The sequence below is a fragment of the Deltaproteobacteria bacterium genome, from assembly GCA_029860075.1.
Lineage (GTDB): Bacteria > Desulfobacterota > JADFVX01 > JADFVX01 > JADFVX01 > JAOUBX01.
The window spans coordinates 14,543-39,206 of record JAOUBX010000003.1 but is presented as its reverse complement, the minus strand read 5'-3'; the positions used below and the strand labels follow the sequence as shown (position 1 = coordinate 39,206).

Genomic DNA, 24,664 nt, shown 5'->3' with positions numbered 1-24,664 from the left:
TGTTGTTATATTTTCTTTCGACCACCCCTTAATCCCCTCCTAACCAAGGAGGGGAGATTTATTTCCCTTGAGGGTAGAGGTTAGGGTAAGGTTGAAAATCTATTCTATATTGTCATCCCTGCTTTTTACCAATTAATTCCCCGCCTTGATAAGGAGGGGGTAGGGGTGGTTGTATAATCATCAAGGACCATTTCTTTTTTTGGAATAAAAGAGATTTTACCACCCCGACCCCTGCCCTCAGGGGGTATCAAGACCATTATCAAGGGGAGGAACTGGTTTGTTTCCCCTCTTATTTTAGGAGGGGATTAAGGGGTGGTCAAAAGTAAGAGTGACAATATCTTAAATAAAGGAGCACATCATTGAAACTAACAGAAGCTGATTTAACAGAAAATCCCCAGGTAGGTAAAACAAACAGGCTCATGATCATAAGGGAAGTCGATTTCGGCGTCTATCTTGATGGTGAAGATCTTGGTGAAATACTGATGCCTAAAAAGTATGTACCTGAAGATTACAGGCTTGGTGATGTGGTTGAGGTCTTCGTTTACCTTGATTCGGAAGATCGTCTCGTTGCTACCACGGAAAAACCTTATGCCCAGGTGGAGCAATATGCCTGTCTCAAAGTCGTTTCCGTTACTAATTTCGGGGCCTTTCTTGATTGGGGACTAAAGAAGGACCTCCTCGTTCCTTTCAATGAACAAAAGCATCGCATGGAAGAGGGCAGGGAATATATTGTTTATATTTATTCCGATGAAGAAACGGGACGCATAGCGGGAACCTCCAAACTTGACAGGTGCCTTGATTTATATAAAGGGGACTATCAGGATGGAGACGAGGTGGAACTGTTTATTTGTGAAGAAACGGATCTCGGATTCAAGACGATTATAAATGATGCTCACCGGGGGCTTCTTTATAAAAGCGATCTTTATCAGTCTGTAAATAAGGGGGAGAGGGCAAAAGGATTTATCAAACAGGTAAGGGAAGACGGCAAGATCGATGTAACCCTTAATAAACCGGGTTATGAAGCGATTGATGAGGTTTCAGAGCAGATTTTAGAGACTTTAAAGGCGAGTGGCGGATTTATTGCCGTTACTGATAAAAGTTCGCCTGATGAGATAAAAGAGCTTTTTGGAGTAAGCAAGAAACGGTATAAAAAGGCAGTGGGGGCGCTTTATAAGAAGAGGCTTGTTAGTCTTGAGGAGGGTGGGGTGAGGGTGATTAAGGGAGAAAAAGAATAAAATGTCATTCCCGAGAAGTCGGGAATCTAAAAATAACATCCAAGCTCACAAACGGTAATGGAGCGTAACGAAATTGCAGTCTGGGAAATTGTATTTTATCAGAACGGATCATCGTCGCCCGCGCCAGATAGGTTGGAAAAGTAAGTAAGTACCATCTTTTCTTCGAAGAATTCCTTTGCGGTTAAGTTTTCGTAGATAATTCGATCTTTCTCAACGTTCAGAATTGTCGCAATACGAGACTTTTCCACTTCAATACGGGCTGACACAAGATTTTGCTTATCCTCGAAGATCGGTGCTACCACCAAGACATTAAGGTAATCACTACGAGTAGCTGCCTGTGCGATAAGGCCATTAACATAGTCGTCGCTGAAGCTATAGCCAACGATAACAATAAATCGCAAAGCCTCATTCAACGAATACTTTCGAAGCTCGTGTACATAGAATAAGTAAGGATCAATCGAACTCAATTTCGCGGCGTTACCAAAGATAAGTTCAGGATTTGGCTGGGGGTTGTCGCATAGCTTCAGTACCCCACCATTAGTCTCATCTCTTATCCAATCTATAGAGCCGTGTAACTTATATAGATACAGGACAATGTCTGCATTCTCGTTTGCATCAAATTTCGATGCCTCCCATTCACGGTCACCGTTGAATCCTAGTTCTATACTAAAGTCTATACCCACGAGCGCTTTTTCGACACAGATATCATAGTTGAGTGTAAATACACGGACGGCGCTACCGATGTCAGACACTAAGTCTCTAAACCCACGAAAGTAACTCGCTTCGTCGTAGTTGCTTATATTTATCCACTGGAAAAGCTGTGAACGTATCAGCTTATCAAGCTTTGCCACCATCTCAAATTCTTCACCCGCAACTTTAAGCAGATGAATGTTCCAACCACCTATAAATGGATATAGCTTGTTCTGATGCTTCTGGTTGATCTCCGATAAAACGTTTAACAGCTCTTCGATGGTCGCCGTCTGATCTTCGAATGCACCTACAAGTCCTCGCTGATAGATGATAGAGCTTTTCAAGTAGTTATACAGCTCGTAAAACTCTTTGAATTCCGAGTCTGATCGTATCTTCTCTTCGATATCAAGTGTCATCGCCTTTGCATGCTTAATACCTGCATCGACACTGGCTCCGGCCCCTAAGAGAAATAACAACGAATCTTCTCTTAAACTCATTTTACACTCCTTTCTACAAGAACCACGGCGCTACAGACTGAGCGCTAACAATCCGCATATCATTTACATTTTCTAGGTGCGAAAACTCCTTCATGAATTTCGCGATAAGCCTTGAATATAGGATCGAAATTGGTTGGGCCTTTGAGTTGAATCCACGCCAGTTAGCACCTGTTAGATTTAAAATATCCTGAAGACACTCCTTTTTTGTCGACCATTCTTCCCGTGATTCAATGAAGTCAATGTACAATGGCTCCGATACTCGCTTATGCAATACCTCTTTTCCATACTGCAATCCTTCTGCCCAAATCAAAAACTCGTTCGCTGAAAGCTGCACATAGCTACTTTCGTAAGGAACACAGGTGTTGTGATCGCTAAATCCTAGAAACTTGTGTTTTGTATTGACGCGTATGACTATGACCTCAAAATCATCTGCCTCTCTAATATAGGAAACTACTGCCTTGATGATATCGATTTCCTTCCGACTGATCTTGTATGGGAGGTGCAAAACGAGCGATTTGTAGTGATCACCAAGCTCACTCGACAAAACGACCTTCAAGTTAGTCTTTAAGCTATCGAGATAAGCCGACTCATCGCTTGAGGAAGACAGTGGCTTGATATATTTAAAGTCGCCACTGGAATCCAAACATACGGTATACGCTGTATAGCGAGTTGTGCTACCCTTATCCCTCTCCTGTACACTTCCAATTCCAAATATTAAACAGTTGCTCTTCGCGGGCTGCACGAGCCAAGGTGCGCCGCCAAGTTTGCTAAATATCTGCAACCCGATATTGGAGACAGACCATTTCAATTGGTCTTTCTTGAAGAAAGTGTCTTCTGTTACGACCTGACAATAGGTATTGTTTCTTAATGCCATCAATTTGAGATAGCCGTATGCATCGAAAGCCGCTTCTACACCTTTAAAGCCTTTCGGAAGGACCGCTACAAGCATTACTTTTCTAGTGGGATGAGACGCTTTTAGCAGCTGGACCTGCTTTTCGATATCTTGTATGGCGGTTTCATCAAACGTACTTACCAGATGATGTTCTACAATGTCTTTATGAATTGGCACAGAGAACATCTTGTCAAGGCCGGAGAACTGGCCGGGAAAAAGCTTGCCGACCAATCCAAGGTAGATATCTCTTGCTAAGGACCTAGTTCTTTCAGTAAAAAGGAAGAGATATCTAACTTCATCATTCATTCGTCGATACGGGCCATTAGACCTTATTCCCATAAACTGTGATTTTGCTGTCTTTCCACCACCAACTAGATAAGTCTTTACATCAAGCTGCTTCGCAGGGAGAGCAGAAAAGTCCTTGTCAATGTCAAGACTAGAGCCGGACAGCAGTGGCATAAGTACATTTTTCGTAAAAGCCTCAATCGTGGCCTTTTTGTCCTTATAGAAGTAGATATTCGGTTTGCCGCACTTATCTAGAGAGAAACTACGAATTTGCGTCTGCTTATTAAAAGACTGATTGTTTTTCAGAGAGAATTTATGTTCGACTAGTATGCCAAACTGTTTCTCTCCCTTTAGGTAATAGGGTTTAACAATGATTTCGGTGCTGCCGTCTTCAAATTTTTCCGTTACAAAGCGAACCTCTTTCAAAAAGATCGCTTTTTCAGGAATATAATATTCCAGCTCACAAGCATTAGCTTTCAGCGTTTCCAGAAAATCATGATAAATGAGATGAACAGTCAAAAAGGGATTCTGGGTATATTCATACTCGTATGCTTCATAACCATCCTTGGAGTCGACCGAAACATCAAACAAAAACCATTCGTCATCTTTTCCTTGCATGGGAAGGCTCACACGAAAATCTTCGTCACTTTTTGATTGTGAGCTGTCCTGGACCTGTTGCCTGTAGATTGTTGCATTATTGTTTTGTTTGAGCAGAGGGAAAAAGTTTAATGAGATACTATCCATGTGTTCATCCTATATTTGGGCCGCCTGATAAAATTTTTCGAAACTTTGATTGATTTCATTACAAGTGTTCAAATGATAGCACCCAGCGATGTAGGGCGCAATAACAGCGGGGTATTACGCAAATTCAATTTTTTTGGATTTACTTATTAGGCCCTCAAGTTCTTTCTGCCAAAACCTTAATAAATGATCTGACATCTCAAGATTTATTACAAGGGCAGGAGAATCAATTTTCATTTCACGGAACATTTCAAAAATTGACAGCACCAGAATATTGTTGTCAACGCATTGGACAGAATAATTGAGAAAATGCGGAACATAGTAAAATTCAAATCGATTTGGGTCACCACCTGCATCAATAACAGCTTTATTGAAACGTTCACCCGTATGTTCAATTTTTTCATTTATTGTTTGTTCACTATATTCAGGAAATAATCTTTGAACGTTTTTGATTATAAAATCATCTTCCGGATTAGCAACAAAGACACGCATCTTTGTATCCCTTTTTTTGAAAAAATTTACTATAGCTTCATAATTTGCATTAACCCAAGAGTCAAAATAGTAAGCTACTATATCGATATTGCTGTCAGCTCGTTCAAGAAGAGATGACCAATTGACTTTCCTATATGTTTCATGAAATCCAACCAGTGGCTCATACATTTCTGCTAGACCATCTCTGAAGCAACCTAATTTTTTGATAGCTTTTCTTATTTGATTACAGCAGGGGCCTAGCGCAGCCTGTAAATTGCCATCACCACGATTTGATTCAAAAGTGCCTGGTTTGAAACCAAGAATATCTGTTGGAAGATGAATTTCATCTGCTTCTCTAGGCATTATAAAAAAAGATCGATTCTTACCAAGCTTCCCAATAAATAAGCCCAATTCAAATAAAACATTATCCCTAACAGCTTTTACATTTTCACCTCTTATTTTTGCGATATCGTCAAAGGAAAAAACAAATATGGCAAAATCAAAGCTGTTTATTGCATCAAGAAGGTCTTCAAGGGTAGTTTTTGACAACTCGAAAATTCCTTGTGCCCACACGGTGATTTCAGCATCGTATTCAAGATTTTCCTGAACACCATAAGCTATATCTAAACCTTCCACAGAAGAAGCAATAAATATTCTAGGTTTCATCTTGACCTCCGAAATCATAATTTAATTTGTTTCTGTCTAACTCCATATTTCTTATCCCTTTACTTCAAAATAATAAAAGCCCGAAACCGTTACCAGTCCGGGCTTTTATCTTTCTTTTATTTTTCCTCTCTTCCCCACTTTACTCCCCCAGAGTTTTCTATTTTTTATATCCTAATCAATCTAATTTGTAAATATTTTTTTCGATCTATCCGTCATATTCAATCTGGCTTTTTGAGATTGCTTCGTCGTTCCTCCTCGCAAAGACATGATCCCCTTGACTGCTGTCACTTCTTGTCCTGCCTTAATCGGTCCCGGTATTTTTCTTTAGCAAATTCCTGCAAGTCTTCGACGGTATCCGTCTCGTCAACGATTTCTCTGCCTAACATGGTTTCAATGGCATCTTCCAGTGTAACGATGCCTGCTGTCTGACCGAACTCATCTTCTACCAGAAAGAGGTGCTCCTTTTTTTTGATAAAGAGGTCTAAAAGCTTTTGTACCTGGAGGTTTTCTGAAACACGGGTAATGGGTTTGGAAAAATGGCTGATTGCCATGTCAGACTTTCCTTCACGCTCGCCTATTAAAAGTTCACGATTGGTGACTAAACCTGTCACGTGGTCCTGATCATCACTATAGACAGGTATGCGTGAAAATTGCTTTGTCCTTTCATCCTCAAGGGCCTCACTAACGCTTAGTTTTTCATTCAGGCTGTGCATAACGGTACGTGGCGTCAGGATTTCTTCCGTTTTAACTTCCCGCAGCTTCAAAACATTGGCAAGGTATTCATTTTCCTGGCTGATGAGTGATCCCATTTTGTGGCCCAATGAGGCTAATGCGATAATTTCTTCCCGGCTGATTTCCTGTTGTTCCTTTTTTCTAAAAATTTTAGTGATTAGTGTTGATAGCCATATTAAGGGGTAGACCAGTTTTATAAGCCAGTGGATAGTATGTGCCGAGGGAACAGCCAGTTGACGCCAGAAGGTAGCGCCAATTGTCTTTGGAATAATTTCAGAGAAATAAAGAATAGCCAGTGTCAGCAAAACGGCGATCAATGTTTCCCAACGGGCGCCAAAGATAATGGTTGCCTGAGCGCCGACGCCGGCTGCACCCATGGTGTGTGCAAAAGTATTTAATATGAGTATGCTTGATATGGATTGATCGAGACGGTTTTTGACGCTTATGAGTACTTTGCCCCGGGCAGGTTGCTGACTGGCCATACTCTCCACATAACTGGGAGTGATTGACAATAAAACAGCTTCCAGTACGGAGCAGATAAAAGAAACACCGATGGCGATGGTAAGGTATGTGATAAGTAAAGTCATTGTGTTATATAGATGCAAAAAAGCAAGTTATGTCTATGTTTTAAATTGTTTTTTTAACTTACCTCAACATTCTGTGGTGGAGAATCTCTTCCATATCGCGCCTTCCGTCAAGGATACAATGAATGAAAACCTCTTTTTCGAGGATCTGATAAATTATTCGGTAAGGTTTAAAGTGTACTTCCCTGTAGCTGAAGATACCGATTCGTTCCAGCTCCGGCGGAATATGCTCCCTTTCAGGGAGATCAGCAAGTTTATTGCAAACAGCTTCGATGTTGTTAATAAGTTTTTCTGCTTTGGCTGGTGAATCTTCCTCTGCCACATAACGGAAGATATCAAAAAGGTCGTTTTCTGCATCCTCTGCAAGATGAGCAGAATATTTCATGATTTCTTATACTCTTCTATCCTTTTTCTTAGACGATTGAAAGATTCCTTTTGTGGGCTTGTTTTTCCCTTACGAAGACTTTCATTACTTTGAGCCAGGATTTTGAGCATGGCAAGGCTTTCACGTGTTTGTTCATAGAGTTGAATGTCTTGCAGTACTGCTTTTGCTTCGCCATTTTGAGTAATAATAACTGTTTTGTGGTCTTTTGATACTGAGCGAATCATTTCTGCGGCATGGGCTTTCAAATAACTTATCGGTTTTACAGCCTCACTTAGTTTCATAGCCTTCCTCCTTTTGCTTGATGACCTAAATATAGCCCAAATTTAGTTCTATGTCAAAGGGGTCTTCATATTATAGCTATTATGAGCGTGAATGAAAAAAGCTCCTGACCTCTACTCACCGGGGGCATCAAGACCCTTGTAAAGGTGAGGAGCGTTAACTATTCATTGTCATATTATTTTAGCTCATCCTCTTTAAGAGCCCGCCAGTATGGTCAATGTCCAGGTTGTCCCGGTATGCGGCGATTTTCTCCAGTTTCTTCCTGTGGAGATAATCTTTGATGGCAACCTTTACTGTAAAAAAATGTTTTTACAAGGCATATGTCAACGGTAAGTTTTGTTCAATGAGATTGCTTCGCCGTGCCTCCTCGCAAAGACAAATAACGAGTAAAACCAAGTCATGGCGAACAGAGTGAAGCGATCTCACCTTTACAAGTCATTTTTTTGTCTCCCAAACCTCAATAATCCTCTCAGCCACCTGCTCCGGCGTTAAGTTGTCTGTATCAATCTCATATTCTGAAGCCCCATGATAAAGCGGTGTACGCCTTTCCAGTACTTCAGCCACTTCCTCGGTAAAGGTTTTACCTTCCGTCAGTGCCGGTCTTGACCTATCGCCTGTAATACGGGTAACGATAGTATCGACAGAGGCCTTTAGCCAGACAATGATGGCGTTATTTTTTAGGGTTTCAATGTTCTCAGCCCTTTCAATGATACCGCCGCCGCAATCAATAATGAGATTATCCTGGCCAGATAAATCCCTTGCCAGTTCCGATTCGCGGTCACGAAAGCCGGGCCAGCCGTATTTTTCAACAATTTCAGGTATGGGCATAGCGGCTATTCTCACAATTTCAGCATCCATGCCGATGCATTTCATGCCTGACTTCTGCGAAAGTAAAGTGCTTACTTCGCTCTTTCCCGTTCCACGGTATCCGATGAGCACAATATTCATTTTGTAAGGTTCTCCATAACAACGCGGCGCATGACCTCTTCAGGGGCATCGACGCCGGTAAATTGCTCAAATTGCAGTACGGCCTGGTTAACAAACATTTCAACTCCGGATATGGTTTGCAGGCCTTTAGCCTTTGCATCTGCCAGGAGCTTCGTTTCCAGCGGCGTATAAACAATATCAAAGAAAACCTGCCCCGGTCTCATAAGGTCTTGCGGGACAAGAGAGGCATCCTCTTTGGGGTGCATCCCCACAGGCGTACAGTGGATAATAATATGGGCTTCTTCCATAGATGCAGCCAGTGCATTGTCATCAAATAGGGCAGACTTTATATCTCTGTCTGTCGATGAGCCTAGATCAGAAGCAAGCCCGTCGAGAATTTCCCTGTTAAGGTCGAGCAGGGTAATAGAGTCAGGGCCTGCTTCTTTAGCCAGCGTAAAGGAAATGGCCCTCGATGCACCCCCTGCACCAAGCATAAGCACTTTTTTGCCTTCTGTCGCTACTCCGGCATCCCGAATCGCCTTTAGCGCTCCGGGTCCGTCCGTTCCGAGGCCGATCAGATTCTCTCCTTCATGAATAACCGTATTGATAGAGCCGATGGAACGGTCCACATCATTTATCTCATCGACGTGGTTCATGACTTCAATTTTGTGAGGAATGGTGACACTCAGTCCTCTGAAGTTCTCTAGCGCCCTCATTCCGGCAAGCGCACTTTTCACATCTTCAACACGGCAGGCAATGTAAACAAAATCAAGTCCCAGCGCTTCATAACCGGCATTGTGAATTGCCGGAGAGAGGGAGTGTGAAACAGGATTGCCGATAACGGCGCAGAGCCGAGTACTCGCTCCGAATGTTCTCTTTGCAGACATAAAACCTCCTTTAATAGACAGCCTGTCAGACTGTTTTAAACTGAAAAGGGCTTATTGTACAGACTGATCTTTATTAAATCAAGAAGCAGGTCTATTTTCATTTTCATCTGGCCTTGTTATTAAAAATCCTGTAAATTATTTTCTTGTTATAGAATATTCGAAACTGAAATCATCAAATAAAGGAGACAGCCATGAAAAGAAGAGAACTGTTTGTTGCCGCCGGAGGATTTGCGGCAGCAGCGGCCCTTGGAAAACTCGAAGGGACGGCATTTGCGGGAGATCATAAACATGACCACAGTCATGGAACTAACACAGGATTAATTGATGCAGCCCTTGATTGTGTCAAAAGGGCGGAAGCCTGTCTGAATCACTGCATAGACGTCCTTGGCAGAGGTGATACTTCTCTCGCTAAATGTGCCAAAAGCGTGACGGAACTGAAAATATACTGTACTGCCCTGTATCAGGCCGGTATTATAAATTCAGAATACCTAAAAAAGATTGCGGCCTTGTCTGAAAAAGTCTGCACTGATTGCGAGAAGGAATGCAGGAAGCACAAGAAGCACCAGACATGTCTCAATTGCGCCGATGCCTGTGTAAAATGCCTTAAGGAATGTAAGAAGCTTTTAGCTTAAACAAGAAAAACAAAAGGGGCCTTTTTCAAGGCCCCTTTCTTTTTAAATATTGGTGATTTTCAGTTCCTGGTTAATATGGAGTATGTTTGAGTCGAGTTTGTTAAGTTTTTTAAGCTTATCCATGGAAACCTTGAATTGTTTTGAGATCATCCAGAGCGAATCGCCGGCTCTTACCTTGTATGTCCCCTGTGGAGTCAACTTGTAGTTTGCTTTCCTGATCGCTCGTCTGCTCTTTCTGACTTTAACGCCGCGGGCAGGGATTTTCAGCCTCTGGCCGACTCTGATAACATGCTTTCGCCTGATATTATTTGCGCCGGCTATACGCCAGACCGTTGTGCGATACTTGCGGGCAATACCGGACAGCGTTTCGCCTCGTTTGACATAGTGAATTTTGTAAGACCTTTTGGGAAGTACCGTAACCGGTATTTTATCGACTTTTGCCGACAGGGTAATCCCCATACCTTGCGGGACTTTTAAACTATAGGCTATTTTGGGGGTAATGCCGTATCTCAGTTCTGGATTGAGAGCCTGAAGGTTTTTTTTATCAATCTTCAGTGAAGCTGCGATCGATTTGAGGCTCATTTCCTTTTCAACCATTACCCTGTCATATTCCTGTTCAGAGTAAGGTGTTTTGAGGTCAATGCCGTATTTTTCAGGATCTTTCAGTATATGGAGTGTTGCCATAAAGCGAGGAACGTAACGGGCTGTCTCCTGTGGCAATCGCTCATAAAGATCCCAGAAGTTGTCCAGGTAATTGATCTTTTGCTTGCGAATGAGTCTGAGCACCCTGTTTTCACCGCAGTTATAAGCGGCAAGGACGGTTGTCCAGTCTCCGAAAATCTGATGAAGCTCCTTCATATAGGCAATAGCCGCTTCAGTCGCTTTGTCAGGATCCAGGCGTTCATCGATCCATGAATCACGGCGCAGACCGAATTTATAGCCTGTAGAAGGTATAAACTGCCAGAGACCGAGCGCCCTGGCTCTTGACAGGGCCTTGACCTTAAAGCCGCTCTCGATGAGAGGAAGCCAGGAAAGTTCTTCGGGAATTCCCGCCTCTTTCAGTTCCTTTACAATTTTATCTCTGTAGAGGCCTGAGCGCTGGTAAGATTCTATAAAAAATCTTCTTTCACCTCTCTGGAATTGCTTGATTTCCCTTTTAACGTGAGAATTCATAACAAGAGGTATGGCATTGTTCTTTCCTGTTGTAGTGGCATTTCTCGAAGCATAAATTTCAAGGACCCTTTTGGATATCATAAATCTCAGGTTATCTACCTGCTGATCGATTTCCGGGTTATCCTTGTCTGAAACTTTGAGGAGATTTTCATAAGCCTCATCGAGAGCGCTCATCGATTTTTCATTTTTGCCTTCCATCCGGAGTTGCTGGGCCTCTTCGTATAGCTGTAGGGCAGCATCGAGATGAAACTGAGGATTGGCGCTTTCTTCAAGGGCGCTGACTTCACTTTCGGGGAGGTCGAGGGGCTTATGCTTTTCAAGATAGATTATTTCGCCGTTATGACGGGTGATGAAGTCATCTGAAGAGCTGTGTCTCTGTGCAAGGAATACTTCCTCAGTTGGCTTGCCGGGTTTTTTATTGCCAAGCCTGTCGATTCCTGTTACTGCTGAAGATGCACAACCGGAAACCGCAAAAAGGCAGGACGTTAAAAGGACTATTCCTTTGTTATGCATAAAATAATCTCCTCATAAGGATTGCTCTTTAGGTTTTTGCAGGGGAGTTTAGCATACAAGTGGCTAATATGTAAGCCATTTATGCAGAAAAATAAAAATAGAGACCATTAAGAGAAGGGAAAAAGGTGCTTTTTGTGCGAAAAAATAAATAAAAAAGGGGCCACTGACGGCCCCTCGAATGGCTATGTTAAAACCCTTCGGACGTACTTCAATAAATGGGAAAGCCGGTCTGCCAGGTGAAAGACCACTCCTTGCGGCGGGGTGGTTGACAGGCTTATTTGGACTTAATATGGAGTCCGCACTCCTTGCTCTCCGGCTCTTCCCACCACCATCGTCCCGCCCTTATGTCTTCTCCTTCCTGAACGGCACGGGTGCAGGGAGCACAGCCGATGGAGGGGTAGCCTTTTTCATGAAGTTCATTGAAAGGAACATCGTTTTCACGGATATAGCGCCATACATCATCGTGAGACCAGCCGGCAAGGGGATTAATTTTAATAATGCCGCCAAAGGCATGGTCAATCTCTATTTTTTGAAGAACCGTACGCGTTACCGATTGATCCCTCCGGAGCCCCGTTATCCATGCATTCATGGTAGAGAGCATTTTAGTTAAAGGTTGAACTTTTCTTATCTTGCAGCAGAGCTTTCTCTTTTCAATGCTGTCATAAAAAAGATTGATTCCATTTTGCCGGATCATTTCCTCTGTCTGCTCAGTATGAGGGAAGAGAACTTCCACGTTCATGCCGTATTTCTCACGCACTCTGCTAATGAGCTGGTAGGTCTCTTCATTTAATCTGCCCGTATCGAGTGTAAACACCCTGGCCTGAGGGTTGATTTTGAGCATCATATCGACAAGGGCCACATCTTCTGCGCCGCTCCATGCCAGTGCAATGGAAGGATGAAGTTCATCTAATGCCCATTTGAGCAACTCCCGGGGAGATTTGTCTTCAAAGTCGCTATTTAAGCTGTCAATGTCAATCTGCGGCATGGGTGAAGAAGCGCTTTTGACCTTTGATTTATACTTCATAAAATCCAGAGCGGAGGATGCTGGTTTTGCCTTACGCTTTTCCTCTATTTCAATATCGGCTTCGTCAAGTATCTTTTTGAAGACCTTTCTCTTAAGCTCCATATAGGTTTTATATATTTTAACCTGTCCCGCTTCTTCAACGACAAAGAAAGGCGCAATAGTTATATTATGCATTTTGGCGACATGATGCCCTTCGGAAGAAGGATCTCTCATGTCGGCATAAATAGTGCGGTTTATAAAGGCCATTTCCCCGCCTGACTCAAGTCTTTCAGAGACTTCCCGACATTTTTTGCACTCCCGGCCATCTTCCATTATTTTTTTGACCATCGTAATATTCATAAATAAACTCCCTGCACATATTCTGTTAAGACGGAGATCATTATTGCACATTTTATTCTGAAAAATAAAGGTGAAGATCAAATGATATTCCCTGTTAAAAGGAGTAAAATATATTTTGCATACCCATTTTAGCGATTTTCTGATAGTCTGTTACGCCTTGAAAACAAATAAATGATGGAGCCTTGAAAAACCTTATGAAACCGGAAGTTGTAGATGCGAGAATAACACCTGAAGGGAGGATGGAAGTCCTCTCCAAGGCGGAAGTGGAAAGCCTGCTTAATACCAGTAAGGGCGATCTCCATACTATATTCAGGAACTGCTCACTTGCCGTGCTTAATTGCGGCAGTAACCTCGATGACGGTAAAAAGCTCCTTGAAAGGTACAAATCCTTCCATATCGAGGTTCTTCAGCAGGAAAGGGGAATAAAGCTCGAAGTCAGGGGCGCGCCGGCTTCCGCTTTCGTAGAAGGCAGGATTATCAGGGGAATCAGTGATCATCTTTTTTCCGTACTGCGTGATGTTATTTATGTCAGTGACGAAGTTTATAGAAACCCCAAATTTGACCTCATCAGTTCCGAAGGAATAACAAATGCCGTTTTTCATATTCTTCGCAATGCGCGAATAATGAGGCCAAGGACGGTTCCAAACCTCGTTGTCTGCTGGGGAGGTCACTCCATTAACCGCATAGAATATGAATATACGAAAGAAGTAGGCCATGAAATGGGGCTTCGGGGACTTAATATTGCCACCGGATGCGGGCCGGGCGCAATGAAAGGTCCCATGAAAGGCGCAACAATAGGTCATGCCAAACAGCGAATCAATATAGGACAATATATCGGCATCTCGGAGCCGGGTATTATTGCGGCCGAGCCCCCTAATCCCATCGTCAACGATCTCGTCATTCTGCCCGATATTGAAAAAAGGCTGGAAGCCTTTGTCCGTACGGGACATGGTATCGTTGTTTTTCCCGGCGGCGCCGGCACGACGGAGGAGATCCTTTTTCTTCTCGGTCTGCTTCTTAATCCTGAAAACAGGGGAATACCTTTCCCCTTCATATTGACGGGGCCGAAAAGTTCTGAAGCCTATTTTGAGGGTGTCAACCGGTTTATTGAAGAGACCCTCGGCAAGGAGGCGCAAAAGCGCTATAAAATAATCATCAACGATCCGCCGGAAGTGGCCAAAGAGGTTAAAGAGGGCATTGAAGAGGTTTACCGCTTCAGGCGCTCCACGAGTGATGCCTTTTACTATAACTGGCTTCTGAAGATTGAAGATGATTTCCAGAAACCTTTTGAAGCGACCCATGAAAATATGGCGTCGCTGGAACTCCATAAAGATCAGGAACGCCATCAGCTTGCGGCAAACCTGCGGCGCGCCTTTTCAGGTATCGTATCAGGAACGGTAAAGGCCGATGGAATACAGATAATTGAAGAACATGGACCTTTCGAAATCAGGGGTGATAAAGACATTATGGAATCTATGGATATTCTTCTCGGTTCATTCGTCAGCCAGCACCGGATGAAGTTGCCCGGTTCCAAATATGTTCCCTGCTATGAAATAATCAAATAAGGACGGGCGTTTTTTTTAAATACACTTTGGGAATGAGATAATGGGAGAAGAAGAAAAAAAAGGTTTTTTAAAGAAATTACGAAGGGGGCTTTCAAAGACCAGTGAGGGGCTGGTCAAGAGAATAGACAGGGCTGTTCTTGGCAAAAAACAGATCGACGATGATCTTGTCGAAGATCTTGAAGAGATCTTAATTACTTCCGACATTGGCGTAAAAACGACCTATGACCTCCTGGAAGCCGTGGAAGACAAGGTGAGAAGGAAGGAACTGGGTGATGCAGAAGCCCTCAGGGGAACCCTTAAAGGTGAGATGCTGAACCTTCTCAAGCCCGGCGAAGGTTTGCTTCCATTTAGTAAAGAAAAGCCTACCGTTATTATGGTTGTCGGTGTTAATGGTGTCGGTAAAACAACGACCATAGGCAAACTGGCTTCTAAATTTCAATCGGAAGGTAAAAAGGTGCTCATGGCGGCAGGAGATACCTTCAGGGCTGCCGCCATCGAGCAGATCAAAATCTGGGGCGAGCGTAATGAGATTCCTGTTGTCAGCCATGCCGACGGCGCTGATCCTGCCGCCGTTGCCTATGATGCCGTGGAAGCAGCAAAGGCAAGGGGCATGGATGTTCTTATTATCGATACGGCCGGCCGTCTTCATACGAAGGTAAATCTTATGGAAGAGCTGAAAAAAATAAAGCGGGTCATGACGAAGGTTATTCCCCATGCGCCCCATGAAGTAATTCTCGTTCTCGATGCAAGTACGGGGCAGAATGCCATTGCCCAGGCGAAACTTTTTCATGAATCCGTTGGTGTAACGGGACTTGTGGTAACTAAGCTGGACGGAACACCCAAGGGAGGGGTTGTCTTTGCTATTGCCGACGAGATGAAGCTTCCTATTCGCTATATCGGTGTCGGTGAAGGCGTGGAGGATCTCAGGGAATTTAATGCAGAGGATTTTGTGGAAGCTATATTTTGATTGTTCTTTGGGTCATTAGTGTTGAAGACCCTTCGACAGGCTCAGGGTGACTTTTAAATGAGTCTCCCCCCTTTGAAAAAGGGGGATTAAGGGGGATTTTCTTGTAGCATGATATCTAAAGCCCCCCCTCACCCCCCTTTGTTAAAGGGGGGAATTGATAGCCACCCTCTTTGTTTCTTTATGCCATGTAGTACTCTACGATAAGGAGGGGATTTAGTTCCTCCCCTTGATAAGGGGAGCTTAGGAGGGGTAAATCAAAACCTTAACTTGAGGGGGCAAGCCATGAATGATAAAAAGAAATATATTATCGCCCTTGACCAGGGGACGACCAGTTCAAGAACCATCCTCTTTAATGGAGAGGGCAGGCCCCTTGAGCAGGTTTCCAGGGAATTCAGGCAGATCTACCCCAGGCCGGGGTGGGTGGAGCATGATCCGCTGGAAATATGGGAAAGCCAGTTATGGACCCTGAAAGAAGTTTTAGCGCGTTCCAATAAGCCCGTTGATGAAATTGCCGCTATAGGCATTACCAACCAGAGAGAAACGACACTTGTCTGGGAAAGAGATAGCGGCAAGCCGGTATACAACGCTATTGTATGGCAATGCCGCAGAACGGCTCCTGTCTGCGAGGACCTGAAAGAAAAGGGCCTTGAAGAAAAAATAAGAGAAAAGACGGGACTTGTTCTCGATGCCTATTTTTCGGGAACCAAAGTAAAGTGGATACTCGACAATGTGTCCGGCGCAAGAGAGAAAGCCCGGAAAGGGGAACTTTGTTTCGGCACAGTCGATTCATGGCTCATTTATAAACTGACCGCTGGCAAGGTTCACGCCACCGATTACAGCAATGCTTCGAGAACCTTGCTGTACAATATCAGGGAGAAATGCTGGGACAATGAAATCCTGTCGGCCCTTGATATACCGGAATCGATGCTTCCCGAGGTAAAATCGTCGAGCGGACACCTGGGAACAGTTAATAAAGATTTAATCGGTTGCGGCATTCCCCTTGCCGGAGTGGCCGGTGACCAGCAGGCGGCCCTTTTCGGCCAGGGATGTTTTGACAGGGGACTTGCAAAAAACACCTATGGCACAGGCTGCTTTCTCCTCATGAATACGGGAGAAGAATACCTTGCCTCAAAAGAAGGGCTTCTGACCACCCTTGCCTGGGGTGTTGACGGGAAAGTGGAATATGCCCTCGAAGGGAGTATCTTTATTGCCGGAGCGGCCATTCAGTGGCTAAGGGATGAAATGAAGCTCATAGAAGATGCCGCCGGGAGCGAGGAGATAGCCATGAGTATTGAAAATTCAGGCGGCGTCTATTTTGTGCCCGCCTTTGCAGGGCTGGGCGCGCCTTACTGGGATATGTATGCGCGAGGAACGATCGTTGGCCTGACGCGCGGGACGGGCAGGGCGCATATGGTAAGAGCAGCCCTGGAATCGATTGCCTTTCAGGTGAGGGCCCTTATTGGTGCGATGGAGGCCGATTCGGGACTCAAACTAAAGGAGCTCAGAGTTGATGGCGGGGCCGTCGTTAATTCATTTCTTATGCAGTTTCAGGCCGATATTCTCGGTGTTCCCGTCGTTGTTTCAAAGGTCACGGAAACAACGGCCCTGGGCGCCGCCTACCTTGCCGGACTTGCCGTCGGCTTTTGGGAAAGCATGGATCAGATCTCCTCCCACTGGCAGGAGGGGGCCAGGTATGTTCCGGCTATGGATAAGGGGGAAGCCGATTGTCTTTATGCAGGGTGGAAGCGGGCCGTTGAGCGGGCAAAGGGCTGGGACAGAGGACACCTGGAATAAACAGTCTGTCAAACCTTTTATACCTCTCTTTACGCGTTTATATTCTCCACTTTTTAAAGATCTTTCCCGGCTGCTCACTTCCTTGACAAAAAGGCCGTCTCTGTGCTATTTTCGCAAGTATTACAGAAACTTCCGTTAATTTAATCAAAGCGTCATATCAAGAGGCCTGCCATGCCCATGTCGGCAACAGAAGATTTAAAAATCGATTACGAGCAGTGTGACGGGCTCCTGGAAAGTGGCAAGAAAGAAGAACTGGCCGCTTTGCTCTCCACACACCATCCCGCCGACGTGGCAAAATTCATGAATCACCTTTCCAAAGAGAATTCGAGGGAACTCTTTTATATCCTCGAGCCTAAAATTGCTTCGGAAGTGATTATCGAGCTTTCAGATGAAATGAGAGAGTTCATTCTCGAAGAGATGGAATCCAAACGGGTCAGTGAAATCGTTGATCATATGGATTCCGATGATGCAGCCGACGTGCTCGGTTCCTTATCTGAAGAAGATGCCAATAAAGTCCTCGACCTTATTCCCGAAGAAGACACAAGACAGGTTAAAAGGCTTCTTACCTACGACGAGGACAGCGCCGGCGGTATCATGCAGGCAGAGGTTGCTTCCGTAACGGCAGATGCCACAGTCCAGGAAGTGATCCATATGCTTAGAGATATGAGTGACAAAGGGGAAGACATTCACAACATTTTTGTGACTGACCGTAAAAATAAGCTGACAGGCGTTCTCCCCATCAGGCGTCTTGTTCTCGAACCGCCCCATACTCCCATTATGGATATTATGGATACGGAGTATGCAGCGGCTTACGTAGATCAGGACCAGGAGGAAATTGCCAGAATTTTTAAAAAATATAACCTCATCTCTCTTCCCGTAACGGATCCGGAGGAAACACTCGTTGGAAGAATTACCATTGACGATATAGTCGACGTCATCGAAGAAGAAGCTTCGGAGGATTTTTTCAAGATGGCAGGCGCCGGCTCTGATGATGCCATCCCCATGTCTATCATTAAAAGCGCCAAATCAAGGCTCCCCTGGCTTTTTGCGAGCTGCATCGGTGGAATTGTCGCATTAAAGATAATCGGCGCCTTTGAGCATACGCTGGGGCAGGTCGTTGCCCTGGCTTCCTTTATCCCTGTTATCCTTGGTATGGGTGGAAATATCGGCACACAGTCAACAACAATTGTCGTAAGAGGCCTTGCTACAGGAAGTGTCGATGTGGGCGCTTTATGGAAGATCGTTTTCAAGGAGATTAGAATCGGCTTCATTCTCGGTGTCGTCTATGGCGGCTTGGTCGCATTTGCGGCCTCCCTCATTTACCCTGATGCCCTGCGCTTAAGCGCCGTTGTCGGCATATCCATGTGCATGTCCATGATTCTTGCGGCAGCCCTTGGAACGATGATGCCCATTATTCTTTTTAAACTCGGCGCCGACCCGGCTGTTGCGACGGGACCTTTTGTAACAACTTCCATCGATATTATCGGTATTCTCATCCTCTTTAACATTGCTTCATTTTTAATGTTTTAGTTTTCTTTAACGAAAGAGGTGACTGTGAATCAGGTAGAAACCAGGGCTTTGATCATAAAAGGGAGTAATTACGGTGAATCGGATCGCATACTCACCCTTATTACGGAAGATCTGGGCAGGATAAAAGGTATAGCGAAAGGGGCGAGAAAAAGCCTGAAACGATTCGGCGGCGCCCTTGAGCCCTTTACCCTTGTCAAGCTTGTCCTTAAACCGGGCAAGGGCCTTGCTTTTATAAATGACGCCAGGGTACTTAAAAGCTATAAAGCGATCAGGAATGATATTGTAAAGATATCCTACGGCAGTTATATAATGGAACTGGCAGATGTCCTTTCCGACGAAAATCACCATCATGACAGGGACTCGGCAAGGTGTTTTTTTGCCCTTACGCTGGACAGCATGGAAAGACTTTCCCATGCAAAAGCGCTAGAAGTTGTGGTCAGGGAATTTGAAATCAGACTCCTCTCCATGGCGGGCTATATGCCGTCACTGCTGGAGTGCACTTCCTGCGGCAGCAACGTTTTTAAGATATCGGCAGAAAGCGCTCCCATGGGAATCGCCTTCAGTCACAGCAGGGGAGGAGTTGTTTGCGGCAAGTGCAGAGGGCATGATAATTCAGCCTTCGATTTTATTTCACCGGGAACATTGAAAACCTTAAGCGGCGCTTTAAATGGAAAGGTTTCTTTTACAAAAGATGCGCTAAATGAGAGCGGAAGGCTGCTTTCTGCATTTATTTCACAGCATCTGGGAAAAAGACTTAAAAGCCTCGACTTTATAGCGCATATAAAAGGGATAGGATAATGGAAACATACGGACTTAAATTCTTCCTTTCCGTTCTTGCGCTCGTCTTTGTCATTGAGGGTATGCCTTACTTCCTGGCCCCTTCGGGGATTAAAAAATGGCTTGAAATCATCAGGGAAATGCCCGATTCCGCCATCAGGGGGATTGGTTTTCTCTTTATGCTTACCGGACTTGGCGTGCTTTATATTGCCTTAAGGGTTATATAAAAATGACGGCTCATAAAAAGTTAGCAGGGCTCATCATTCCCCTTTATTTCTCTCTGCAGACAATCTCCTGCTCCACACCGGGTGAAAGATTTTCCCCTGAGACCTTAAAGGGTCCTGGCATAAATGTTGCTTTATTAACGGGAGTCGAGGAAGTTTCCCTGTCGGGAAGCGGATTAAGAGTGATAGATAATGGAAAGGATCTCTTGCAGGGACGAAGCAATATTACCGTTAATATGGGCAATAACGGTATCCTTGTCGATGGTCGTCTTGTTAAAAGTGAAAGACTGGCTTTCGGCGGCAAGGATATAAGCGTTAACGGAAGGCCTTACAGAGGAAGCATTTCCGTCATTAGAGAGCGGGGCGCCCTTACTGTCATCAACTCGCTTGGGCTGGAAGGTTACCTCATGGGAATAATCAATCATGAGATCTCCTCAAGGTGGCCTTTAGCGTCTGTAAAGGCCCAGGCCGTGGCAGCTAGAACTTATGCCTATCTTAAGCTGAAATCAGCGGGAGAAGCGCCCTATCATTTAAAGGCGTCAGTACTGGATCAGGTCTACGGGGGAAGCTTAAGTGAAGACGAAAGAGTGCAAAAGGCCGTCAACGAAACAGAGGGCGAGGTTCTTTTTTATGAAGGAACGATTGCCCGCACACTCTATCATTCAAGTTGTGGCGGCCAGACGGAATCGGCAGTTCATGTCTGGGGCGAGGATTTTCCCTACTTAAGGTCTGTTGAAGACAGCTATTGCACAGAGGCGCCAAACTATTTCTGGATTTACAGGACAGATTTTGCTAGCATTTTAGAGTCTCTCCGTAAAAAAGGTCATCTGCCCGGAAAAGGTCCTCATTCAATAAAGATTTTTCAACAGTCCGAAAGTGGACGAATAAAGAAGATTCTCCTGGCAGGCGTGCAATTATCGGGAAATGAACTGAGGGAACTCATGGGCTATGAAAATATAAAGAGCACGCTTTTTTCGCTGGAGATCAAAGGTAACGAGATTATTTTCTCAGGCAGCGGGTTCGGCCACGGTGTGGGAATGTGCCAGTGGGGAGCAAGAGGAATGGCCCTGTCGGGAATGAACTATAAAGATATTTTAACGTATTATTACAAGGGAACATATATACGAAGGGTTTATTAGTTAGTTGGCAGTGCTTATGAGGGAAAAATGGAAAAGAAGGATCTTGAAGCCAGGGTAGAAGGACTGGAAAAAGAGAACAGGATTTTAGATTCCAGGATTCTCGAACTTTATACCCTTTACAGTATCAGCAAGCGTTTGAGCATGACCACTCACCTTGAGGAGATATTCAGCGAAACGATGGAGCACATCAGCCGGTCGCTCAAAATTGACGATTTCTGTATCATGCTTCTCGATAAATCAAATGAGTTTCTTACGGTTAGCGCCTCTCACAGCGATACGGACCTTAAGAATATATCCTTGTCCGTAGGCGAAGGGATTTCGGGACGGGTTCCCCTCCTTGGCGAGAAAGTTCTCATACAGGACGTTAGTAAAGAGCCTGACTTTCTCTTCTATAAAGGTAAAAAAAGGAATATCGGTTCCTTTCTTACCATACCCCTTAAAAGAAGTGATAAATCGATTATAGGCACACTTAATGTCCATAAACCTGAAGCAAATGCCTTTTTAGAAAAAGATGTGCAGCTTTTCGATGAAGTAGCCCAGCAGATTGCCGTCGCCATAGACAAGGCCCTTTCTTTCAGGAATATAAGGGAACTTTCAATGAGAGATGACCTGACGGGGCTCTACAACAGGCGCTATTTCTTTGATACTTTTGAAAAGGAAATGGAAAGAGCCAGGCGATTTAATCGCAATATTTCAGTCATTATTCTCGATATCGATCATTTTAAGAACTTTAATGACAAAAACGGCCATCTGCTTGGTGATGATGCGCTCAGAACGGTTGCCGCTACGCTTGAAGAAAATGTGAGAAAGGCCGATACCCTTGCAAGGTATGGTGGAGAGGAGTTTATCGTCCTTATATCCGAACAGGACAAAACACATACCGTTAAGATAGCTGAAAAGCTGAGAGTCGCCATCGAAGAAATCGAGGTTAGCGGTGAAAAAAACCAGCCCCGGGGAAAGCTGACGGTAACCCTTGGTGTTTCTTCTTATCCTGATGATACACAGTATGCAACGGAGCTGATTGATTGTGCCGACAAAGCCTTGTACAGTGGTAAAACAAAAGGGAGAAACATCGTTGTTGCTTTTATGCCCGATTAGTCCTGAATGAAAACATCCGATTTTGATTATTCCCTGCCTGAAGACCTTATAGCACAGAGTCCGCCGGCGAAGAGAGGCGAGTCACGCCTTCTGGTCCTGAAACGAAAGGAAGGAGAGGTCCTGCACAGGTCTTTTTCCAATCTCATCGATTTCCTCGATGAAAAGGATGCCCTTGTTTTTAATAATACGAGAGTCATTCCTGCCAGGCTCTATGGCCAAAAGGCCAGTGGCGGAAAGGTGGAGGCCCTTCTTTTAAGAGAGGTGGAAGGGCATCTCTGGGAAGCCATGCTCAAGTCCTCAAAAAGTCCGAAAAAAGGAAGCCCCCTTCTTTTCGGTGGTGAGTTGAAAGCCAGGGTAGAGGAAAAGCGAGGCGACACCTGTCTCTTGAGCTTCTCATGCGCCGGCTCTGTAAAGGAAGCCATCGGCAGGTATGGAGAAATGCCTCTCCCTCCCTATATTAAACGTCCCGCAGTAAAAGAGGACGAAGAACGCTACCAGACAGTCTATTCCTCAATGGAGGGGGCCGTTGCAGCGCCCACTGCAGGGCTTCACTTTACCCTTCCTGTGCTGGAAGAGATAAAAAATAAAGGCATCTCTGTCGAAATGATTACGCTCCATGTAGGCCCCGGCACTTTTCAGCCTGTCAGGGCAGAAAATCTCGATGATCATAAAATGCATCGGGAATATTTTATGATAGACGAAGAGACCGCCCAACGTATAAATAGTGCAAAAGAAAGGGGCGGAAGGGTTGTCGCCGTAGGTACGACAGCCCTCAGAGCGCTTGAATCTTCCACCTTGAACGGAAAGGTCTTGCCAAATAAAGATTGGACTGATATATTTGTGCGTCCCGGATACGGATTCAACATTGTTGACTGTATGGTTACCAACTTTCACTTGCCAAAATCGACGCTTTTTATGCTTGTCTCCGCTTTTGCCGGGACGGATGTCATGAAGCGTGTTTACGAAAGGGCTGTCAAAGAGAGGTATCGTTTTTTCAGCTATGGCGATGCCATGCTGATTTTGTAATTCCTGCTGTAAGTGAAAGGCGCTGATAACGAACAATAGTGAAGTTTAAATTTGATCTTTTAAAAAAGGCCGGTGGAACAAAGGCAAGAAGGGGCAGGATAGTTACTCCCGGAGGTGAAATAAATACACCCGTATTTATGCCTGTAGGTACTCAGGGAACGGTAAAGGGATTAACGCCCCATGATCTGAAAAATCTGGATACCCAGATTATACTGGGCAATACTTATCATCTTTATATAAGGCCGGGGCATGAGCTTATTAGGGAGATGGGGGGGCTTCACAAGTTTATGGGCTGGCATGGTCCCATCCTTACAGACAGTGGCGGCTTTCAGGTTTTCAGTCTTGGTTCACTCAGGAAAATATCGGAAGAAGGCGTCAGCTTTCAGTCTCACCTGGACGGATCACGCCATCTCCTTACCGCTGAATCTTCCATAGCGATACAGGAAGCGCTGGGAGCGGACATTATCATGTGTTTTGACGAATGCCCTCCCCATAGGGAGAGTTATGATTATATCAGCGCTTCGCTCGATATGACGCTCCGCTGGGCAAAGCGCTGCAAGAAAGCGAAAAAGCGTGAAGGAAGCGCTCTTTTCGGCATCATCCAGGGGGGCATGTATGGCGATCTCAGAAAACGTTCGGCTCAGGAAACGGTAGATATCGGTTTTGACGGCTATGCCGTCGGGGGACTAAGTGTGGGGGAAACAAAACCCCTCATGTATGAGATGATCGAAGCTACCGAACCTTTTATACCTGAAGAGAGTCCACGTTATCTCATGGGGGTGGGGACGCCGGAAGATCTCATCGAGGCCATAGACAGGGGCATTGATATGTTTGACTGTGTTATGCCCACAAGAAATGCGCGAAACGGTATGCTTTTTACCTCTTTCGGCAAGCTTGTTATAAAAAACAGCCGCTATGAAAGAGACAAAGGCCCTGTCGATGAAAGCTGCAGTTGTTATACGTGCAAAAATTTTTCAAGGGCCTACTTGAGGCACCTTTTCAAGGCCGGGGAGATTTTGTCTTCCGTCCTTAATACGATACATAATGTTCATTACTACCTTGACCTGATGAAGAGGGCGAGAAAAGCGATAGAAGAAGACCGGTTCCCGCAGTTTAAGCGGGAATTTTACGCACTGCGTCAAATTAATTCTTAACCCAGGTAAACTGGATAAGTACCTTTACGAAAATATTTTCTAAGGTACTAAATTTAATAAAACCTTAGGAGGTACATAAGTTGTTAGTTGCAATAGCCTATGCTGCGGAAGGGGCGCAGAGAGCGCCGCAAAATCCCTTTGGAGCGTTTTTCCCACTCATACTGATATTTGCTATTTTTTACTTTCTTTTAATCAGGCCACAGCAGAAAAAAGCGAAAGAGCAGGCTAAGGCCCTTGAAAAGCTGAAGGTTGGCGATGAAGTGGTTACTGCCGGCGGTATTTTCGGTAAAGTTACCCGCGTTGACAGCGGTAACAAGGTGGTTTTGGAAATTGCCGACAAGGTTAAGGTCGCTGTTTTAAAAGCACAGCTTCAGCCCATCGGCGGCAGTGAAAGTAAAGAAGTTAAAGAAACGAAAGAATAATATGCGAAAGGGGATT

23 protein-coding genes are annotated in these 24,664 nt (G+C 44.7%); 13 read left to right on the top strand and 10 right to left on the bottom strand.

Features of this window, described 5'->3' with window-relative positions:
- Nucleotides 1-359: 359 nt before the first annotated feature.
- Nucleotides 360-1,235, top strand: coding sequence for a S1-like domain-containing RNA-binding protein (locus tag OEV42_01470; protein ID MDH3972923.1), 876 nt, complete (start codon nt 360-362; stop codon nt 1,233-1,235).
- Between the two features lie 98 nt (nt 1,236-1,333).
- Here OEV42_01470 and OEV42_01465 read toward each other — a convergent pair whose 3' ends face one another.
- The 8 genes from OEV42_01465 to OEV42_01430 all read right to left on the bottom strand — a co-directional run bounded on the left by OEV42_01465 (nt 1,334) and on the right by OEV42_01430 (nt 9,271).
- Complete coding sequence (locus OEV42_01465) at nt 1,334-2,422, bottom strand: SIR2 family protein (GenBank protein ID MDH3972922.1); 1,089 nt, start codon at nt 2,420-2,422, stop codon at nt 1,334-1,336.
- A 13-nt stretch (nt 2,423-2,435) separates the two neighbouring features.
- A complete protein-coding gene (locus OEV42_01460) occupies nt 2,436-4,343 on the bottom strand; it encodes a Piwi domain-containing protein (protein MDH3972921.1) in 1,908 nt (635 codons plus the stop codon).
- 114 nt (nt 4,344-4,457) lie between these two features.
- Nucleotides 4,458-5,477, bottom strand: coding sequence for a nucleotide-binding protein (locus tag OEV42_01455; protein ID MDH3972920.1), 1,020 nt, complete (start codon nt 5,475-5,477; stop codon nt 4,458-4,460).
- Between the two features lie 284 nt (nt 5,478-5,761).
- Complete coding sequence (locus OEV42_01450) at nt 5,762-6,796, bottom strand: CNNM domain-containing protein (GenBank protein ID MDH3972919.1); 1,035 nt, start codon at nt 6,794-6,796, stop codon at nt 5,762-5,764.
- Nucleotides 6,797-6,854: 58 nt separating this feature from the next.
- The gene (locus OEV42_01445) at nt 6,855-7,178 is read right to left on the bottom strand and encodes a type II toxin-antitoxin system RelE/ParE family toxin (GenBank protein MDH3972918.1); all 324 of its coding nucleotides are present in this window, start codon (nt 7,176-7,178) and stop codon (nt 6,855-6,857) included.
- Nucleotides 7,175-7,459, bottom strand: coding sequence for a type II toxin-antitoxin system Phd/YefM family antitoxin (locus tag OEV42_01440; protein ID MDH3972917.1), 285 nt, complete (start codon nt 7,457-7,459; stop codon nt 7,175-7,177). The genes OEV42_01445 and OEV42_01440 overlap by 4 nt, the downstream gene beginning before the upstream one ends.
- Before the next feature lie 433 nt (nt 7,460-7,892).
- On the bottom strand, nt 7,893-8,405 hold the full coding sequence (locus tag OEV42_01435; protein MDH3972916.1) for a shikimate kinase: 513 nt from the start codon (nt 8,403-8,405) through the stop codon (nt 7,893-7,895).
- Entirely contained in the window at nt 8,402-9,271 is an 870-nt protein-coding gene (locus tag OEV42_01430; GenBank protein MDH3972915.1) for a shikimate dehydrogenase, read from the bottom strand. Before OEV42_01430 ends, OEV42_01435 begins: the two co-directional genes overlap by 4 nt.
- 191 nt (nt 9,272-9,462) lie before the next feature.
- Here OEV42_01430 and OEV42_01425 point away from each other — a divergent pair, with 191 nt between their 5' ends.
- Entirely contained in the window at nt 9,463-9,903 is a 441-nt protein-coding gene (locus OEV42_01425; GenBank protein MDH3972914.1) for a four-helix bundle copper-binding protein, read from the top strand.
- Between the two features lie 42 nt (nt 9,904-9,945).
- Here the strand turns inward: OEV42_01425 and OEV42_01420 are convergent, their stop codons facing one another.
- On the bottom strand, nt 9,946-11,589 hold the full coding sequence (locus tag OEV42_01420; GenBank protein MDH3972913.1) for a LysM peptidoglycan-binding domain-containing protein: 1,644 nt from the start codon (nt 11,587-11,589) through the stop codon (nt 9,946-9,948).
- 274 nt (nt 11,590-11,863) lie between these two features.
- Entirely contained in the window at nt 11,864-12,613 is a 750-nt protein-coding gene (locus tag OEV42_01415) for a phosphoadenylyl-sulfate reductase (GenBank protein MDH3972912.1), read from the bottom strand.
- Between the two features lie 533 nt (nt 12,614-13,146).
- Between OEV42_01415 and ppnN the strand changes: the two genes are divergently transcribed.
- The 11 genes from ppnN to yajC all read left to right on the top strand — a co-directional run bounded on the left by ppnN (nt 13,147) and on the right by yajC (nt 24,648).
- Nucleotides 13,147-14,517 carry a nucleotide 5'-monophosphate nucleosidase PpnN gene (ppnN, locus tag OEV42_01410; protein MDH3972911.1) on the top strand — a complete coding sequence of 457 codons (1,371 nt, stop codon included), beginning with the start codon at nt 13,147-13,149 and terminating at the stop codon, nt 14,515-14,517.
- Nucleotides 14,518-14,557: 40 nt separating this feature from the next.
- On the top strand, nt 14,558-15,484 hold the full coding sequence (gene ftsY, locus OEV42_01405) for a signal recognition particle-docking protein FtsY (protein MDH3972910.1): 927 nt from the start codon (nt 14,558-14,560) through the stop codon (nt 15,482-15,484).
- A 282-nt stretch (nt 15,485-15,766) separates the two neighbouring features.
- Complete coding sequence (gene glpK, locus OEV42_01400) at nt 15,767-17,278, top strand: glycerol kinase GlpK (protein MDH3972909.1); 1,512 nt, start codon at nt 15,767-15,769, stop codon at nt 17,276-17,278.
- Between the two features lie 177 nt (nt 17,279-17,455).
- On the top strand, nt 17,456-18,808 hold the full coding sequence (mgtE, locus tag OEV42_01395) for a magnesium transporter (GenBank protein MDH3972908.1): 1,353 nt from the start codon (nt 17,456-17,458) through the stop codon (nt 18,806-18,808).
- A gap of 24 nt (nt 18,809-18,832) precedes the next feature.
- Nucleotides 18,833-19,606 carry a DNA repair protein RecO gene (gene recO, locus OEV42_01390; GenBank protein MDH3972907.1) on the top strand — a complete coding sequence of 258 codons (774 nt, stop codon included), beginning with the start codon at nt 18,833-18,835 and terminating at the stop codon, nt 19,604-19,606.
- Complete coding sequence (locus OEV42_01385) at nt 19,606-19,812, top strand: DUF2065 domain-containing protein (GenBank protein ID MDH3972906.1); 207 nt, start codon at nt 19,606-19,608, stop codon at nt 19,810-19,812. The genes recO and OEV42_01385 overlap by 1 nt, the downstream gene beginning before the upstream one ends.
- Nucleotides 19,813-19,814: 2 nt before the next feature.
- A complete protein-coding gene (locus OEV42_01380) occupies nt 19,815-20,948 on the top strand; it encodes a SpoIID/LytB domain-containing protein (protein ID MDH3972905.1) in 1,134 nt (377 codons plus the stop codon).
- Nucleotides 20,949-20,975: 27 nt separating this feature from the next.
- Complete coding sequence (locus OEV42_01375) at nt 20,976-22,046, top strand: sensor domain-containing diguanylate cyclase (protein MDH3972904.1); 1,071 nt, start codon at nt 20,976-20,978, stop codon at nt 22,044-22,046.
- 6 nt (nt 22,047-22,052) lie between these two features.
- Nucleotides 22,053-23,072, top strand: a complete 1,020-nt coding sequence (queA, locus tag OEV42_01370) for a tRNA preQ1(34) S-adenosylmethionine ribosyltransferase-isomerase QueA (GenBank protein ID MDH3972903.1) — start codon at nt 22,053-22,055, stop codon at nt 23,070-23,072.
- 35 nt (nt 23,073-23,107) lie between these two features.
- A complete protein-coding gene (gene tgt, locus OEV42_01365; protein ID MDH3972902.1) occupies nt 23,108-24,226 on the top strand; it encodes a tRNA guanosine(34) transglycosylase Tgt in 1,119 nt (372 codons plus the stop codon).
- 80 nt (nt 24,227-24,306) lie between these two features.
- Nucleotides 24,307-24,648 carry a preprotein translocase subunit YajC gene (gene yajC / locus OEV42_01360; protein MDH3972901.1) on the top strand — a complete coding sequence of 114 codons (342 nt, stop codon included), beginning with the start codon at nt 24,307-24,309 and terminating at the stop codon, nt 24,646-24,648.
- The last annotated feature ends 16 nt before the right edge of the window (nt 24,649-24,664 follow it).

Bases quoted from the DNA above. Each gene is read 5' to 3' on its own strand.
- OEV42_01450 (MDH3972919.1), bottom strand. From the start codon at position 6,796: ATGACTTTACTTATCACATACCTTACCATCGCCATCGGTGTTTCTTTT.
- ppnN (MDH3972911.1), top strand. From the start codon at position 13,147: ATGAAACCGGAAGTTGTAGATGCGAGAATAACACCTGAAGGGAGGATG.
- OEV42_01425 (MDH3972914.1), top strand. From the start codon at position 9,463: ATGAAAAGAAGAGAACTGTTTGTTGCCGCCGGAGGATTTGCGGCAGCA.
- OEV42_01380 (MDH3972905.1), top strand. From the start codon at position 19,815: ATGACGGCTCATAAAAAGTTAGCAGGGCTCATCATTCCCCTTTATTTC.
- OEV42_01445 (MDH3972918.1), bottom strand. From the start codon at position 7,178: ATGAAATATTCTGCTCATCTTGCAGAGGATGCAGAAAACGACCTTTTT.
- queA (MDH3972903.1), top strand. From the start codon at position 22,053: ATGAAAACATCCGATTTTGATTATTCCCTGCCTGAAGACCTTATAGCA.
- OEV42_01415 (MDH3972912.1), bottom strand. From the start codon at position 12,613: ATGAAGTATAAATCAAAGGTCAAAAGCGCTTCTTCACCCATGCCGCAG.
- mgtE (MDH3972908.1), top strand. From the start codon at position 17,456: ATGTCGGCAACAGAAGATTTAAAAATCGATTACGAGCAGTGTGACGGG.
- OEV42_01460 (MDH3972921.1), bottom strand. From the start codon at position 4,343: ATGGATAGTATCTCATTAAACTTTTTCCCTCTGCTCAAACAAAACAAT.
- ftsY (MDH3972910.1), top strand. From the start codon at position 14,558: ATGGGAGAAGAAGAAAAAAAAGGTTTTTTAAAGAAATTACGAAGGGGG.
- OEV42_01375 (MDH3972904.1), top strand. From the start codon at position 20,976: ATGGAAAAGAAGGATCTTGAAGCCAGGGTAGAAGGACTGGAAAAAGAG.
- OEV42_01420 (MDH3972913.1), bottom strand. From the start codon at position 11,589: ATGCATAACAAAGGAATAGTCCTTTTAACGTCCTGCCTTTTTGCGGTT.
- OEV42_01465 (MDH3972922.1), bottom strand. From the start codon at position 2,422: ATGAGTTTAAGAGAAGATTCGTTGTTATTTCTCTTAGGGGCCGGAGCC.
- OEV42_01435 (MDH3972916.1), bottom strand. From the start codon at position 8,405: ATGAATATTGTGCTCATCGGATACCGTGGAACGGGAAAGAGCGAAGTA.
- OEV42_01430 (MDH3972915.1), bottom strand. From the start codon at position 9,271: ATGTCTGCAAAGAGAACATTCGGAGCGAGTACTCGGCTCTGCGCCGTT.
- OEV42_01440 (MDH3972917.1), bottom strand. From the start codon at position 7,459: ATGAAACTAAGTGAGGCTGTAAAACCGATAAGTTATTTGAAAGCCCAT.
- glpK (MDH3972909.1), top strand. From the start codon at position 15,767: ATGAATGATAAAAAGAAATATATTATCGCCCTTGACCAGGGGACGACC.
- OEV42_01455 (MDH3972920.1), bottom strand. From the start codon at position 5,477: ATGAAACCTAGAATATTTATTGCTTCTTCTGTGGAAGGTTTAGATATA.
- OEV42_01385 (MDH3972906.1), top strand. From the start codon at position 19,606: ATGGAAACATACGGACTTAAATTCTTCCTTTCCGTTCTTGCGCTCGTC.